Source organism: Bordetella petrii, assembly GCF_020991325.1.
Lineage (GTDB): Bacteria > Pseudomonadota > Gammaproteobacteria > Burkholderiales > Burkholderiaceae_B > Bordetella_A > Bordetella_A petrii_E.
In genome coordinates this window covers 1-14,120 of the sequence record NZ_JAJMLX010000104.1, presented here as the reverse complement: position 1 = coordinate 14,120, position 14,120 = coordinate 1, and the positions used below count along the sequence as shown (strand labels likewise).

Annotated in this window: 16 protein-coding genes; 9 read left to right on the top strand and 7 right to left on the bottom strand. The window is 66.4% G+C overall.

Features of this window, described 5'->3' with window-relative positions:
* The first annotated feature begins 1 nt into the window (after nucleotide 1).
* A complete protein-coding gene (locus LPZ50_RS12370; RefSeq protein WP_230661793.1) occupies nucleotides 2-829 on the top strand; it encodes an IclR family transcriptional regulator domain-containing protein in 828 nt (275 codons plus the stop codon).
* Nucleotides 830-850: 21 nt separating this feature from the next.
* On the opposite strand, the gene LPZ50_RS12365 is transcribed toward LPZ50_RS12370, so the two are convergent.
* The 5 genes from LPZ50_RS12365 to LPZ50_RS12345 all read right to left on the bottom strand — a co-directional run bounded on the left by LPZ50_RS12365 (nucleotide 851) and on the right by LPZ50_RS12345 (nucleotide 5,438).
* Nucleotides 851-1,261 (bottom strand): Zn-ribbon domain-containing OB-fold protein, encoded by a 411-nt coding sequence (locus LPZ50_RS12365; RefSeq protein WP_230661792.1) that lies wholly within the window; start codon nucleotides 1,259-1,261, stop codon nucleotides 851-853.
* Between the two features lie 2 nt (nucleotides 1,262-1,263).
* A complete protein-coding gene (locus LPZ50_RS12360; protein WP_230661791.1) occupies nucleotides 1,264-2,433 on the bottom strand; it encodes a thiolase domain-containing protein in 1,170 nt (389 codons plus the stop codon).
* A gap of 23 nt (nucleotides 2,434-2,456) precedes the next feature.
* On the bottom strand, nucleotides 2,457-3,431 hold the full coding sequence (locus LPZ50_RS12355) for a Bug family tripartite tricarboxylate transporter substrate binding protein (RefSeq protein WP_230661790.1): 975 nt from the start codon (nucleotides 3,429-3,431) through the stop codon (nucleotides 2,457-2,459).
* A gap of 146 nt (nucleotides 3,432-3,577) precedes the next feature.
* Nucleotides 3,578-4,372, bottom strand: a complete 795-nt coding sequence (locus LPZ50_RS12350) for an SDR family NAD(P)-dependent oxidoreductase (protein ID WP_230661789.1) — start codon at nucleotides 4,370-4,372, stop codon at nucleotides 3,578-3,580.
* A gap of 118 nt (nucleotides 4,373-4,490) precedes the next feature.
* Nucleotides 4,491-5,438: a LysR family transcriptional regulator gene (locus tag LPZ50_RS12345; RefSeq protein ID WP_230661788.1), complete on the bottom strand. Its 948-nt coding sequence runs from the start codon at nucleotides 5,436-5,438 to the stop codon at nucleotides 4,491-4,493.
* A 244-nt stretch (nucleotides 5,439-5,682) separates the two neighbouring features.
* Here LPZ50_RS12345 and LPZ50_RS12340 point away from each other — a divergent pair, with 244 nt between their 5' ends.
* From LPZ50_RS12340 to LPZ50_RS12305, 8 genes are all read left to right on the top strand, one after another.
* Nucleotides 5,683-6,768 carry an LLM class flavin-dependent oxidoreductase gene (locus tag LPZ50_RS12340; RefSeq protein WP_230661787.1) on the top strand — a complete coding sequence of 362 codons (1,086 nt, stop codon included), beginning with the start codon at nucleotides 5,683-5,685 and terminating at the stop codon, nucleotides 6,766-6,768.
* A complete protein-coding gene (locus tag LPZ50_RS12335) occupies nucleotides 6,765-7,973 on the top strand; it encodes a CaiB/BaiF CoA transferase family protein (RefSeq protein ID WP_230661786.1) in 1,209 nt (402 codons plus the stop codon). Before LPZ50_RS12340 ends, LPZ50_RS12335 begins: the two co-directional genes overlap by 4 nt.
* A gap of 1 nt (nucleotide 7,974) precedes the next feature.
* Complete coding sequence (locus tag LPZ50_RS12330; protein ID WP_230661785.1) at nucleotides 7,975-8,769, top strand: enoyl-CoA hydratase/isomerase family protein; 795 nt, start codon at nucleotides 7,975-7,977, stop codon at nucleotides 8,767-8,769.
* A gap of 65 nt (nucleotides 8,770-8,834) precedes the next feature.
* Nucleotides 8,835-9,779 (top strand): SDR family oxidoreductase, encoded by a 945-nt coding sequence (locus LPZ50_RS12325; RefSeq protein WP_230661784.1) that lies wholly within the window; start codon nucleotides 8,835-8,837, stop codon nucleotides 9,777-9,779.
* 24 nt (nucleotides 9,780-9,803) lie between these two features.
* Nucleotides 9,804-10,691 carry a MaoC/PaaZ C-terminal domain-containing protein gene (locus LPZ50_RS12320; protein ID WP_230661783.1) on the top strand — a complete coding sequence of 296 codons (888 nt, stop codon included), beginning with the start codon at nucleotides 9,804-9,806 and terminating at the stop codon, nucleotides 10,689-10,691.
* A 9-nt stretch (nucleotides 10,692-10,700) separates the two neighbouring features.
* The gene (locus LPZ50_RS12315; RefSeq protein ID WP_230661782.1) at nucleotides 10,701-11,081 is read left to right on the top strand and encodes a VOC family protein; all 381 of its coding nucleotides are present in this window, start codon (nucleotides 10,701-10,703) and stop codon (nucleotides 11,079-11,081) included.
* Nucleotides 11,082-11,094: 13 nt separating this feature from the next.
* Nucleotides 11,095-12,066, top strand: coding sequence for a flavin reductase (locus LPZ50_RS12310; RefSeq protein WP_230661781.1), 972 nt, complete (start codon nucleotides 11,095-11,097; stop codon nucleotides 12,064-12,066).
* Entirely contained in the window at nucleotides 12,063-13,190 is a 1,128-nt protein-coding gene (locus tag LPZ50_RS12305) for an NADH:flavin oxidoreductase/NADH oxidase (RefSeq protein ID WP_230661780.1), read from the top strand. The genes LPZ50_RS12310 and LPZ50_RS12305 overlap by 4 nt, the downstream gene beginning before the upstream one ends.
* Here the strand turns inward: LPZ50_RS12305 and LPZ50_RS12300 are convergent.
* Both LPZ50_RS12300 and LPZ50_RS12295 read right to left on the bottom strand, forming a co-directional pair.
* Nucleotides 13,187-13,711 carry a nuclear transport factor 2 family protein gene (locus tag LPZ50_RS12300; RefSeq protein ID WP_230661779.1) on the bottom strand — a complete coding sequence of 175 codons (525 nt, stop codon included), beginning with the start codon at nucleotides 13,709-13,711 and terminating at the stop codon, nucleotides 13,187-13,189. The genes LPZ50_RS12305 and LPZ50_RS12300 overlap by 4 nt on opposite strands.
* A 107-nt stretch (nucleotides 13,712-13,818) precedes the next feature.
* Nucleotides 13,819-14,120 (bottom strand): Sua5 family C-terminal domain-containing protein (locus LPZ50_RS12295; RefSeq protein WP_329957659.1); only part of this gene is annotated, 302 nt, incomplete at its 5' end.

The window sequence follows — 14,120 nt, the reverse complement described above, 5'->3', positions numbered from 1 at the left end:
GATGCGCAACCCGCCTCCCCCGCCCGGCTACGCCGCCGCGCTGCCGGCCGACGAACATCCGGACCGTTTTCGCGGCGACCCGGATTTCATGCTGACCCTGTCGCGCGGACTGCGCGTGATCCGGGCTTTCGGTGAGCGCCGCTATCCGCAGACAGCGGCCGACCTGGCCCGCCGCGCCGGCCTGCCGCGCGCCGTGACACAACGTTGCCTGCATACGCTGATCCGCCTGGGCTTCGCCGAACGACAGGGCCGGCATTATGTGCTGACGCCGCTCATCCTTAGCCTGGGCCACGCGTATTTCTCGTCGACGCCCTTTGTGTCGTTTGCCCAGCCCGTGCTGGAAGAACTGAGCGCGGCGGTGAACGAAACCTGCGCGCTGGCGATCATGGAAGGCAACGAGGTGCTGTACCTGTCGCGCTCGGAAGTGCATCGCATCCTGGCCACGTCGCTGGGCCTGGGCAGCCGGCTGCCGGCCTATTGCACTACCATCGGCCGCGTCATGCTGGCCCAATTGTCGCCCGGGGCCCTGGATCGCTACTTCGAATCGGTCGACTTGGTGCCCTACACGGAATACACCGAAACCTCGCCCGACCGCCTGCGCGACATCATTGCCCAGGTACGCGAGCAGGGCTACGCGGTGGTCGACCAGGAACTGGAACTGAATGTGCGCGCCATCGGCGTGCCCGTTACCGCCGCCAGCGGCCGGGCCTGCGGCGGCCTGAACGTCAGTGTGAAATCGCCCCGCTTGGCGCTGTCGAAGTTTGCCGCGGAATTCCTGGCCCCCATGCAGGTGGCCGCCAGCAAGCTGGGGCAGTTTCTGGTGCTGTAGCCGCCATGCCCGGCAGTTGCCTTAACCCGAGGCAGCGGGGCCGAACAGCGGCACCAGGACCCCATTGGCAGCCGGCTCGAAACGGACGGCGACAGGCATTCCGATGTGCAAGGTGTCGAAGGGGCATTCGACCAGATTGGTCATGACAGCGGGGCCCTCTTCCAACTGCACGTAGCCTACCGCATAGGCCGGCTTGGCGCGGCGCATGATGGTGTAGGTGTACACCGTGCCCCGGCCGCTGGCCGGTTCCCAGCGGACGTCGGCCGAAAAACAGAACGGGCACAGCGCACGCGGATACCAATGGGCCTGCCCGCAATGCCGGCACCGCGGAATCACGAAACTTCCATCAGCAGCGGCCTGCTGGAACGGCGCGGATTCCGGCTGCCGCAAGACTGCCGCGATAGACCGCTGAACATCAGTGTGATCCGCCATGATCAAACCCTTTCCATAATAAGCGTGGCACTGCCGTGCCGCGTGCCCAGCGATCCGCCGGTGCCGTGCGCCAGGGCCAGCGTGCAGCGCGGCACCTGCACCGCGGGATGTGCTTCTCCGCGCAGTTGACGCACGGCCTCGATCACCTTGGTAATGCCCCCCCGGTTGGCGGGGTGGTTGTTGCACAGGCCGCCGCCATCGGTATTGAAGGGCAGTTTGCCCACGCCTGAAATCAGATTTCCGTCCATGACGAACTTTCCGCCCTCGCCTTTTTTGCAGAAACCCAGGTCTTCCAGCTGCATCAGCACGGTGATGGTGAAACTGTCGTAGATCGAGGCGTACTGAATGTCGGCCGGCGTCACTCCAGCTTCCTCGAAGGCCCGCGGACCGGACCAGGCCGCGCCGGAATAAGTCAGGTCGACCTTGCCGCCCATTTGGCCCTTGACGGCCTCGCCCGCGCCCAGGACGCGGATCACCGGACGCTTCAGGCTGCGGGCGATCTCCGGGCGCGCCACCAGCAAGGCGCCACCGCCATCGGAGATCACGCAACAATCCAGGCGATGCAAGGGATCGGCCACCATGGGCGATTCCAGCACCTGCCGCACCGTCACCACGTCGCGCAGCATGGCATGCGGATTGTGCTGGGCGTGGTGCGAGGCCGCCACTTTGATCCAGGCCAGTTGCTCGCTGGTGGTGCCGAACTCGTGCATATGGCGCATGGCGGCCATGGCGTACATATTGACGGTGGCCGGCGCATGCGGCAGTTCCCATTCCAGGTCGGGCTGGTCCGGGTTGCCAGGACGCGGTGCCGTACCGGTGGCCATGCCGCTGCTGCGTGGCCGGCCCGCCAGCGTGATCAGCGCCACATTGCATTTGCCGGCCGCAATGGCCTGCGCGGCATGCGACACCAGCGCCAGGTAAGAACTGCCGCCCACGTCCGTGGAATCGATGTGCCGAACCCGCAGGTTCATGTAGTCGACCATGGACAGCGGGCCCATGCCGGGGGCATCGCCCGCGCAGAAATAGCCGTCGATATCGTCTTTGCCCAGGCCGGCGTCGGCCAGGGCGCCGGCGGCGCACTCGGCATGCAACTGGGCGACCGACTTGTCGGGCGCGTGACGGGTGGGATGCTCATAGGCGCCGACTATGCAGGCCTTGCCATGGATGCTCATGCAACTTCCTCGGGCGTCGGGGTTCACTCTTTGGTCAGTTTGGCTTGCTCGACCGTTACCGCCCAGCGGTCGATTTCGCCGTCGATCTGCTTCTTGAATGCCTCGGGCGAATTGCCCACCACGACATAGCCGATCTGCGCCAGGCTGTCCTGCACGTCTTTGATCTGCAAGACCTTGACCAGGGCTTCGTTGTAGCGTTTGACAATAGCCGCATCTGCGCCCTTGGGCAAGAAGATGCCCGTCCAGGTCTCGGCCTGGAAGCCCGGAAACCCGGATTCGTCCATGGTGGGCACGTCGGGCAGCAAGGCATTGCGCTTGAGCGAAGTCACGGCCAGGATGCGCACGCGCCCATCTTCGGCCAGGGCTTTCGAGCCCGGAATCGTGTCGAACGCCAGCTGGATATCGCCGCCCACCAAGGCGGTCACGACCGGGCCATTGCCCTTGTAGGGCACGTGCATCATGTCCAGCCCGGTTTCCTGTTTGAAGAACTCGGTCAGCAGGTGCAAAGATCCCCCCGTGCCCGACGTGCCGTAGAACAGCTTGCCGGGATGGGCTTTGCCATAGGCCACCAGTTCCTGCACCGACTTTACCGGCAGCTTCGGATTCACGATCAGGGTATAGGGGCCGGCCGCCAGTTGCGTGACCGGAATCAGGTCGGTGCGCACGTCGTAGCCGGGATTCTTCAGCGTGTTGGGGTGCACCGCCACCACGCCAGTGTTCAGCAGAATGGTATGGCCGTCCGGCGCGGCGCGCGCCACATGGGCGGCTCCGATGGCGCCGGCGGCGCCCGGCTTGTTCTCGACCACTACTGATTGGCCCAGTTCTTTGCCCAGGTACGGCGCAATGATGCGGCCCACCGGATCGGTCGAGCCGCCTGGCGAAAACGGAATCACCAGGCTGATGGGCTTCGTGAACACGGGCGCGGACGTGGCGGCTTGCGCGGCGGGCGTGGCCAGCAGGCCGGCCAGTAAGGCGAACAGCAGACGGCGGTATGTCATCTTGTCTCCGGATTGTTTATTCGATCTTGGTATGCGTGCTGATGAACTTCGGAGCTAATGATAGGAAAATGCCGCCCTCGCAGCGTTGCCATAATAGAAAAGCTGCTTTGAGACATCCGTACGCGTACGGGAACCTCTTCGGGTAATTACCGAGACGGCGCCTGCGCGTTGAACAGCGGCGCCACGAGCAGGCCGCCGTCGGCCACCAGGTCTTGCCCGGTGATGAAGCGCGCGGCGTCGCTGGCCAGGAAAGCCACGGCATCGGCGATATCGCCCGGTTCGCCAAGACGGCGCAGCGGCAGCATGGCCAGGCGGGCGGCGGCACGGTCGGGGTCCCGGTAATAGCCATCCGACATGGGCGTGCGCACCATGCCCGGGCTGACCGAATTGGCGCGCACGCCACGCGGCCCCCACTCATTGGCCATCTGGCGCGTCAAGCCGCACAGGGCGGCCTTGCTGGCGCCATAGGCACCGACCCGCGTCGGCCATTGCGCGCCGATAGACGCAATATTGACGATACTGCCGCACTGCTGCGCCAGCATCATCGGCGCCAGGGCCTGGGCGCACAGCAACGCGCCGCGGACGTTGACGTTGAATACGCTGTCCCAGTCCGCGAGCGGCAGGTCTTCCAGCGGCACCGGCGCGGTCTTGATGCCGGCGTTGTTGACCAGCACGTCACAGCGTCCGTAACGGCGAGCCACCTGCCCGGCCATGGCGCTTATCGCGGCAGGATCGGTGATGTCACAGGCGATGGCGTCGGCTCGATGGCCGTCATCGGGCGCGGGCGCCCGCCTGTCCACCCGTACCACGGCGGCCCCCATGCCCGCCAGGCGCCGGGCAATGGCCGCTCCCAGGCCGCCGGCGGCGCCGGTTACCACGGCAACGCGGCCGTCCAGGCTGCGGGCATCGAAAACGGGAAGGGGCGAAGTCGCGTCGGGCATGGCTCTCATCCTGGAACAGGCGCGGCGGCGGGCTGGGTTTCCCCGGCCGCGCAGTGGGGGTCGATGAGATTCTAGAAACCGGGCCGCCGCCAGCTATGAAAGTACGGAACAGAACGATTCATTTATCCAGGCCGGCCGGCGCCGCCAGTGGCGTATGCGCCAGTTCCAGTTCGCTGAAAGCCTCGGCCAGGAAATCAATGAACACGCGCACCTTGAGCGGCAACATGCGCGTATCCCGAAACAGCACGTACACACCGTTGTCAAAGGTGGTATTGGTGAGCTTGTAGCCAGGCAGGAGATGCACCAGGCGGCCGGCCTTCACATCGTCGGACACCGACCAATCCGCCAGCAGCGCAATACCCAGGCCGCTGATCGCGGCGCGCCGCAGCACTTCGCCATTGTTGGCGTACACCGAGCCTTGCACGGCCAGTGTGCTGGGCTGGCCGTCTTTCAGATAGCGCCACGAGGTGGGTTCGCGGTGCTTGCGGTAAGTGAGGCAATTGTGGCCTTTTTCCAGGTCTTCGGGCACCCGCACCGGCGCGTGCGAACGCACGTACGAAGGGCTGGCCACCACAATGCGTTCGCCCACCGCCAGTTTGCGCGCCACGTACGACGAATCGTCCAACGGGCCTAGCCGCAGGTCCACATCGAAGTTCTGCTCGATCAGGTTGACCGGTTCTTCGGACAGGTGCAGGTCGACCGTCAGGTCGGGGTATCGCGCGGAAAACCGGTGCAAGAGGGGTGCGATCAAGAGGATGCCCAGCAGCGTGCGTGAATGGACGCGCAACTGGCCTTCGGGCGCCTGCTTGATATGGCGCGCCAGGTTTTCGGTTTGCGCAACATCTTCCAGGATGCGCTCCATGCGCTGGTGATAGATCTGGCCCGCCTCGGTGGGCATCAGCCGGCGGCTATTGCGATCGAGCAGCCGCACGCCCAGCTCTTCCTCCAGCGCGGCTATGCGCCGCGACACCGTGGCGGGCGACAACCCAAGCGCGCGCGCCGCCGCGGACAAACTACCCAGTTGCAGGGTGGTGACGAATATCCGGACGGGATCAAGGGCTTTCATGTCGGTTCGAGGTGTGCCGGCCAGGTGGCGCGGTCTCGCCGCATGAAACGGCGTACCGGCTCAGCCTCGTCCGGATTCCGGGACAGGGAGACGCGCTTGCATCATACGTTGATTTCATTTTTTGCAAAGAAGGTATGCGCGCCAGGTCGTTCTGCCGGGAAACATCCCTGCCTAGAATCGCCTTCAACCGGTTGCACGGGGCCATGCGGCTGGCAGGTGCCCCAGAACACTAACGGAGAGAGGCATGAGCCTGGATTTTGGAATCTTCATCCTGATGCAGCAGCGCGACCAGCGGAAATCCGCCGCGCAGATCATCCGGGAAGCCGTCGAACAGACACAGATGGCGGACCGCAGCGGCTTTGCTGCCGCCTGGTACGCTGAACATCATTTTTCCAACTACGGGCTGTGTCCCTCGCCCCTGATGATGGCCGCCCATTGCGCCGGGGTGACCCGGCAGATCCGCGTGGGGTCGGCGGTGGTAGTGGCGCCGCTGTACACGCCCGCCAGGCTGATCGCCGAAATCGCCATGGCCGACCAGTTGTCCCAGGGGCGCCTGAACGTCGGCATCGGCGGCGGCTACCAGCAGTTTGAATTCGAGCGCTTCGGTATTTCGCTGGAGAACGCCAAAGAGAAAACCCTGGAAATGCTCGACATGATCGAGCTGGGGCTGACGCAGAAGAAGTTTTCCTACGAAGGCGCCCACTATCAGCAACCAACCACCGCCATCAACGTGCGCGCCGCGCAGCAGCCCCTGCCGCCGGTATGGATTGCCAGTGGCGATCCCATGCTGATGCGCCGCGCGCTGCGTTCGGACTATCACGTGTTCATTTCGGGCGGCCTGGGCGGCACCAAGCGGCTGGGCGGATTCCGCGGCGTGATCGACGAACTGTGCGTGGCCGAGGGCAAGGATCCCGCCCGCGCCAAGGTGGCCATGCTGCGTTTCGCCTACGCCAGCGACAATCAGGCCGAAGTCGAACACTACGTGGATTGCGCCCGCTACCAGCAGCGCATTGCCGTCAGCCTGAAAACCCGGCGCGAATCGGTGGAAGATGATTATCTGGTGGCGGAACAGCCCTACGATGAAGAGCTGCCCTTCGAGAAACTGATGAAGAACCTGCCGGTGGGGTCGGTGGATACGGTGATCGAACGGCTGCTCGGCGATATCCGCGCGGTGCGTCCCGTGCATGTGGCCTTGCAGACCCAGGTGGGCGACTTCGATCATGGCCTGATGCTCAAGCAGTTGCAGCTGTGGAACCAGGTCATCATCCCGACCATCCAGCAGGAACTGGCTCGCGACCAGGCCGCCGCAACCACCGAGGCCGCATCGTGAGCGCCAACCCCGCGAACCCCGCGCGGCCGCTGGCCGGCGTGCGCGTCATCGATGTCAGCCGCGTGCTGGCCGGCCCCCTGTGCGGCCAGATGCTGGCCGACATGGGCGCCGATGTCATCAAGGTGGAAGCCCCCAGCGGCGACGAGAACCGCCAGTGGGCCCCCATCGCCGAAGACGGCGAAAGCTGCAACTTCATGAGCGTGAACCGGGGCAAGCGCGGCATTACCCTGAATCTGAAAGACCCGGATGGGCGCCAGGTGCTGTATTCACTGCTGGAACAGGCCGACGTATTGCTGCACAGCTTCCTGCCCGGCACGGCCGCCGCGCTGGGCATCGAGCCCGAAGCCCTGCGGGCACGCCATCCCAGGCTAGTGGTCTGCGGTATTTCGGCCTTCGGCGCCCAGGGGGAGCTGGCCGACCGTCCCGGCTACGACGCGCTGTTGCAGGCGTTCTCGGGCATTATGTCGTTCACCGGCGAGCGCGACGGCGGGCCGGTGCGCTCGGGCGTGTCGTTCGTGGACATGACCACCGGCATCCTGGCCTATTCCGGCGTGCTGACCGCGCTGATGGGCCGGGCCCAGACCCAGCAGGGTGCGCTGGTGCATGCCTCGCTGCTGGAAACGGCCGTCTTCCTGCTGGGCTACCACGGCGTGGGCTGGCTATCCACCGGCGCCTTGCCGCGCCGGGAAGGCTCCGGCCTGTGGCACCTGGTTCCTTACCAGGTCTTCGCCTGCCAGGACGGCGAAGTACTGACGGGCGCCTTGAACGACGCCACGTGGCGGCGCTTGTGCCGGTCGGTAGGACGCGCGGACCTGGAAAACGATCCGGACCTGGCCACCAACGCGGGCCGCCTGGCCCGGCGGGACGAGGTCATCGATGAATTCAAGCGTATTTTTGCCAGCGGCACGGTGGCCGAATGGATCGAACGCCTGGAGGCCGGCGGTGTGCCCATCGCGCCGCTGCACACGATTGCACAGGCGCTGACCCACCCGCAAAGCCTGGCCAACGACATGGTGGTGCAGGTAGACAGTGGCAACGGGGCGCCGCTGCAATTGCTGGGCACTGGCTTCAAGGTGGGCGCGGGCCCGCACCACTCGCCGCGCCGCCCGCCGCGCCTGGGCGAACACGCGGACGAAATTCTGCGCGATATCGCCGGCTTGAGCCCCGACCGCATCCAGGCGCTGCGCCAGCGCGGCGTGGTGTGACATGAGCGTCCGCATCACACGCAGTCCGCTGGGCATTGTCACGTGCCTGCTGGACAACCCGCAGCGGCGCAATGCGCTGAACGGCGCCATGCTGGAAACGCTGTGCAGAACCTTTGAAGCGGCATCGCGCGACGCGCATACCCGCGCCGTGGTCCTGCGCGGCGGTTCCGGCACGTTCTGCGCCGGCCGCGACCTGCGCGAACTGGACACGGAACACGACGACAGCCCCGTCAGCATCGCCGAACGCATCGCGCCCGTCACGCGCCTCGCGCGGGCGGTACGGCATTGCGCGGTGCCCACCGTGGCCGTCGTCGAAAGCAAGGCCGTCGGCCTGGGAGTCGCCCTGGCTACTTGGTGCGACCTGGTGCTGGCGGCCGATGACGCCACTTTCCAGATCCCCGAGGCGCGCGCCGGCATCGTGCCTACTTACACGGCGGTATCGCTGGCGCAAGCCATAGGCCAGCGCCAGGCGCTGGCCATGTGCCTGGGCGGGCGTCCCATAGGCGCGGCCCAGGCCCAGGCCTATGGCCTTGTACAGCGCGTTTGCCCCGCCGCCGGACTGGACGATGCCATCGGCCTCATGTGCCAGGAACTGGCCCAGGGAGGCCCGCAGGCCCAGCGCCAGTGCAAGGATCTTCTGGCGCGCACCAAGGGCCAGGGCTTCGATGCGGCCATTGACTGTGCCGCGACCTTATCCGCAACGTCCATGCGCAGCGCCGAGGCCCGGGAGGGCATGCAGGCCGTGCGCGAGAAGCGTCCGCCCGCCTGGACGCAGCCTGCCGGAAAAGACGACTAGCCCGGCCACCGATTCATCGGCACCACCCAGGGACGGCGCGCTCACCCATTAACGGAGACCAAGACATGTCAAGCACACCGCATAGCGGCACATCATTCAACCTGCAGGGCAAGGTCGCCGTCGTGACCGGCGCAGGCCGCGGCATTGGCCGCGAAGTCGCCCTGCTGCTGGCCAGTCAGGGCGTCAGTGTCGTGGTCAACGACATAGGCGCGGCGCTGGACGGCCAGGGCAACGACACCGGACCCGCCATGGAACTGGTGCGCGAGATCGAGAAACACGGGGGCAAGGCGGCGGCCAACACCGCCAGTGTGTCCGAGTGGGAATCGGCGCGCAGCCTGGTCGAACAAGCCGTCGACACTTATGGCCGCATCGATTACGTGGTGAACAATGCCGGCATCCTGCGCGACAAGATCTTCCACCAGATGGACCCTGCCGACTACGAGGCTGTGCTGAGAGTGCACCTGTTCGGCAGTTTCTACGTCAGCCGCGCTGCCGCCGAGCATTTCCGCAAGCAGGAAAGCGGCGCCTTCGTGCACATGACGTCCACTTCAGGCCTGATCGGCAGCATCGGCCAGGCCAACTACGCTTCGGCCAAGCTGGGCATCGTGGGCCTGTCGCGGTCCCTGGCACTGGACATGGCGCGCTTCAATGTGCGTTCGAACTGCATTGCCCCCAGTGCCTTCAGCCGCATGATCGAATCCGTGCCGGGCGCCACGCCCGAGCAGAAGGCCCAGAATCTGGAACTGCGCCGGGCGCGCACCCGTCCCGAGCAGATCGCGCCGGTGGTGGCTTATCTGCTGAGCGACCACGCCAGCCATGTCAGCGGCCAGATCATCGGCGTGCGCGGCAACGAACTGTATTTGTATAGCCAGCCGCGCCCGGTGCGCGTGCAGCACAACAGCGACGGCTGGACGCTGGACACCTTGCGGGACCACATCGGCGAAGGCTGGAAAAGCTCCTTCACTCCACTGGAACGCACGCGCGACGTGTTCCCGTGGCAAGCCCAATAGCCTCGCTCTTCCGGGGAATACACCGTGATCCGCCGCGATATCCTGCTGGCCTGGCCCTTCGAAACCCAGACGCACCGCTACACGCGGCGCGACACAATGCTGTATGCGCTAAGCCTGGGCTTTGGCGTCGACCCCGTCGACCCGCAACAACTGGACTACGTCCTGGAAGACCGCCTGCGCGCATTCCCCACGCAGGCGCTGGTGCTGGCGCATCCGGGCCCCTGGACGGCAGACCCCGCCACGGGCGTGGATCGCAAGCGTGTAGTGCATGGCGAGCAATGCCTGACCCTGCACCGGCCGCTGCCCCTGGAAGGCACGGTCACCTCGCGCAATCGCGTCACGGCCGTTCTGGACAAGGGGGCCGGCAAGGGCGCCGCCATCCAGACCGAACGCGAGTTGCACGACGCCGCCACCGGCGAGTTGCTGGCCACTATCGCCGGCACCACCTTCTGCCGGGGCGACGGCGGCTTCGAGGCGGCCGCGCCCGAACTTAACCAGGCCCCGCAGTCGGTGCGCCCGGATGCCCCCGCGCGCCCCGACCGGCCGCCTGACACCGAGGGCGAGTTGCCCACGTTCACACAGGCCGCCTTGTTGTACCGCCTTAACGGCGATTACAACCCTATCCACTCCCACCCCGACGCCGCACGGGCCGCCGGCTTTGAACGGCCGATCTCGCACGGCCTGCTGTCGTTCGGCCTGGCGGCCCGCATCCTGGAACGCACCTGCGCGCCACTCGGGCTGGCCGGCATCCGTGCGCGCTTTGCCGCGCCCATGTACCCCGGTGAAACCCTGCGCCTGGAGATATGGCAAGGCCCGGACCACTGCGTCTGGTTCCGCGGCCTGTGCAAAGAGCGCAACAAAGAGGTCCTGGCGCAGGGCCACGCCCGGCTGCGCACTCAAACCAAGCACTGAGGAATTCTTATGACCGCGTCCCGTCGCCTGCAAGGCGTTTTCCTGGTGGCCAGCGACATCGATGCACAGGCCGCCTTCTATGAAACCGTGCTGGGCCTGCCGCGACAGTTTCGCGACGGCCGGCGCTGGATACAGTACGACGCCGGGGGAACGCGCTTTTCCCTGTCCAGCCGCGAAGAGGCCGGCCCCGCCCAGGCCGGGTTGGTTCCCGTCTATGAAGTCGACAGCTTCGACGGTGTCGAGTCACTGGTATCCCAGGCCGGCGGCCAGACACTGGGCCTGCGCGACATGGGCGGCCACGGCGCCGTGCTGTCGCTGCGCGACCCGGAAGGCAACCTGTTCCAGATGTTCCGCCGCGCGCCGAAGGCCGCCGGCCCGCAACCGTCCTGATGACAGGTGCTGCATGAACCTAGCCCCCGACACCCTGGCGCCATTCGACCCCATGGAATTCCGGCGCGCCCTGGGCACCTTTCCCACTGGCGTGGCCATCATCACCACCTGCGGCCTCGACGGCCAGCCGGTGGGACTGACCTGCAACTCATTCAGCTCGGTATCGCTGGATCCTCCGCTGGTGCTGTGGAGCCTGCGCCGCGCCAGCAAGTCGCTGCCAGCCTTCCGGGGCGCCAGCCACTTCGCCATCAATGTGCTGGCCGAAGACCAGCGCGAACTGTCGGCCCGCTTTGCCAGCTCCAGCGTTCCCGACAAGTTCGCCGGCACTGCATACAGCACCGGCCATGGCGGCGTGCCCTTGATCGACAACTGCCTGGCCCGCTTCCATTGCAGCACCTACGCCGAGTACGAAGCGGGCGACCACTATATCTTCGTGGGCCGCGTCGAACGCTTCGAGCACGCGCGCGAAGACGACCCCTTGGTGTTCTACAAGGGGGCGTACATGATCCTGGCCCAATCGCTGCGCGACCTGGCCAGTGACGGCCGCATGTCCATGCCGGCGCTGATCGAAGCGCGCTTGAACGTATACGGCGTGTTGCTGAGGCTGGCCTGCCAGAAAGGCAGCCCCGAAGATTTCGACGCGATCGAGGCGCACCTGGACGCCATGGAAACCCTGAAGCAGCGCGGCGACATGGCCAGCCGTGCGCGCGCCGCGGTGGATTTTTTCAATCTGATCACCCAGGCGGCCCATAATGATGTCTTGTCCATCGTGGCACAGTCGCTACGCACGCTGATGCATCACGCCGTCCACACGCAGGCCGCCGAAATGAGCTGGCCCGCCATGCACCAACCCGAACTGACCCCGCTGCGCCGCCGCATGCTGGAATGCCTGCGCGCCCGCGACCAGGAAGGCGCGCTGGCCGCCATGGAAACCTATTTCGGCCACGTCCAGCGATTCCAGAACCAAAGGAAAACCGCCCCGTGACCTCTTCCACCAGCGCCCTGTTCAGTCCTTTCAAGCTTCGCGGCCTGACCCTGCCCAACCGCGTGGTGGTATCGCCCATGTGCCAGTACAGCGCGCGAGACGGCAACGCCACCGACTGGCACATCATCCATCTGGGCCAGTATGCCGTCAGCGGCGCCGGCCTGTTGATCATCGAAGCCACCGGTGTCGAGCCCGCCGGCCGCATCACCGCCGACTGCCTGGGCCTGTGGTGCGACGACAATGAAACCGCGCTGGCACGCGTGCTGGACAGTGTGCGCCCATACGCCAGCATGCCCATCGGCATCCAGCTGGGCCACGCGGGCCGCAAGGCTTCAGTGCGCCGGCCCGGCCAGGGGCGCGGCAATCTGCCGCGCAGCGAAGGCGGCTGGCAAACTTTCGGCCCCACGGACGCCCCCTTCGGCCCCGAGTGGGAAGCCCCGGCCGCGCTGGATCGCGAGGGCATGCGGCGCATCATCCGCGCCTTCGCCGACGCCACCCGACGCGCCGACCGCCTGGGGCTGGACCTGCTGGAAATCCATGCGGCGCATGGGTATCTGCTGAGTTCGTTCCTGTCGCCCCTGGGCAATGCCCGCAACGATGCGTATGGCGGCAGCCGCGAGAACCGCATGCGCTTTCCGCTCGAGGTGTTCGAGGCAGTGCGCGCGGCCTGGCCGGCCCATAAGCCGATGGGGGTGCGCTTCAATGGCACGGACTGGCTGCAAGGCGGGCTGGACGGCGAAGACGCGGTCGCCTTTGCTCTGGCGCTGAAAGCACGCGGTTGCGACTACATGGATTTATCGTCGGGCGGCAGCGCGCGGGCGCAGATCCCGCTGGGCCCCGGTTATCAGGTGCCGTACGCCACACAGGTCAGGCACGCGGCCCAGGTGCCGACCATGTGCGTCGGCCTGATCCGCGATTTCGAGCACGCCGAATCCATCGTCGCCAATGGCGAGGCCGATCTGGTGGCGCTGGGCCGGGGCCTGCTGTACAACCCGCGCTGGGCCTGGCATGCGGCCGAGGCCCTGGGCGCGCAGGCGGCCGTGCCGCACCAGTACCTGCGCGGCGCCACGCGTGAAGGCGTGCCATCCCAGGACACGATATTGGCGCGCCGCCAGCGGCCTTAACGCAAGCCCAGCTCCGCCCGGCGAATGAACAGCAGGTCTTGGGCATCGCGGCGCGACCGGCTGACCTCATCCGTCAGGCGCGAGGAATCCGTCGCCGGCCCGGTAAAGTAGAAATCGAACACCACGTCCCGCCGCTGGATGCGCCACTGGCCCCCACGCCGCGTCACGTGGTCCAGATACCGGCCGATGGACTGGTTGTCTACGGCAGTGCCCTCCGGCCCCGCAGCGCCTACACGCTGGTGCGCGGTGAAACAACTTTCCACGAGCGCGCTGTCGTCGTCGACGAACTCGACCAGCACATTGCTGATCAGGTGGATGGAACGCTCGATCGTTGCGTGGCGCGCTTGCAGCGACGTAATGAACCCGCCGATATCGCCCTTGTAGCTGCCGTGGTTGTCGTAGGCATCGGGATGGTATGCCGCCCGGACTTGCGCCCAGTCTTTGCGGTCCACGCCGCGTGCGTAGCGGTACAGGTTCTGCTCGATGGCGTGAATATCTGTCAGGCGGGAAGCGTCGGGCATGGCGAATCTAGGCAAGCTTGGGAACCGGACCATTCTAAGCGCCTGGATGGCGTGCCTTGCTTGCCCCACTGAAAAGCACCTTTGCAGGGGCTTCAAAGGTTTGCGCGTCAGCCGGACCCATCGGCGTGGATTGCCGGCAGCCCCGTGGTGTCCATGGCAAAAGCCGCGGCCGCGCGGCCGATACGGTCGTTCACGGCCCGCCAGGCCGCGTCGCGCGGCGGCTCTTCGACCAGGATGCGCGCATACGCGCCGCCGTCCAGTTCGCGCAGCATCGCGTACAGAGCCTGCGCATAGAGGTCCGGGTCGTTCGACACCCGGTGCCAGGCCAACCGGGTGTCCAGCCCCTCTGGCGGTGCCCCGAACGCCACCACGGCCACCCGCTCCGCCGCGGGCAGGCCCTGCCCGCGCG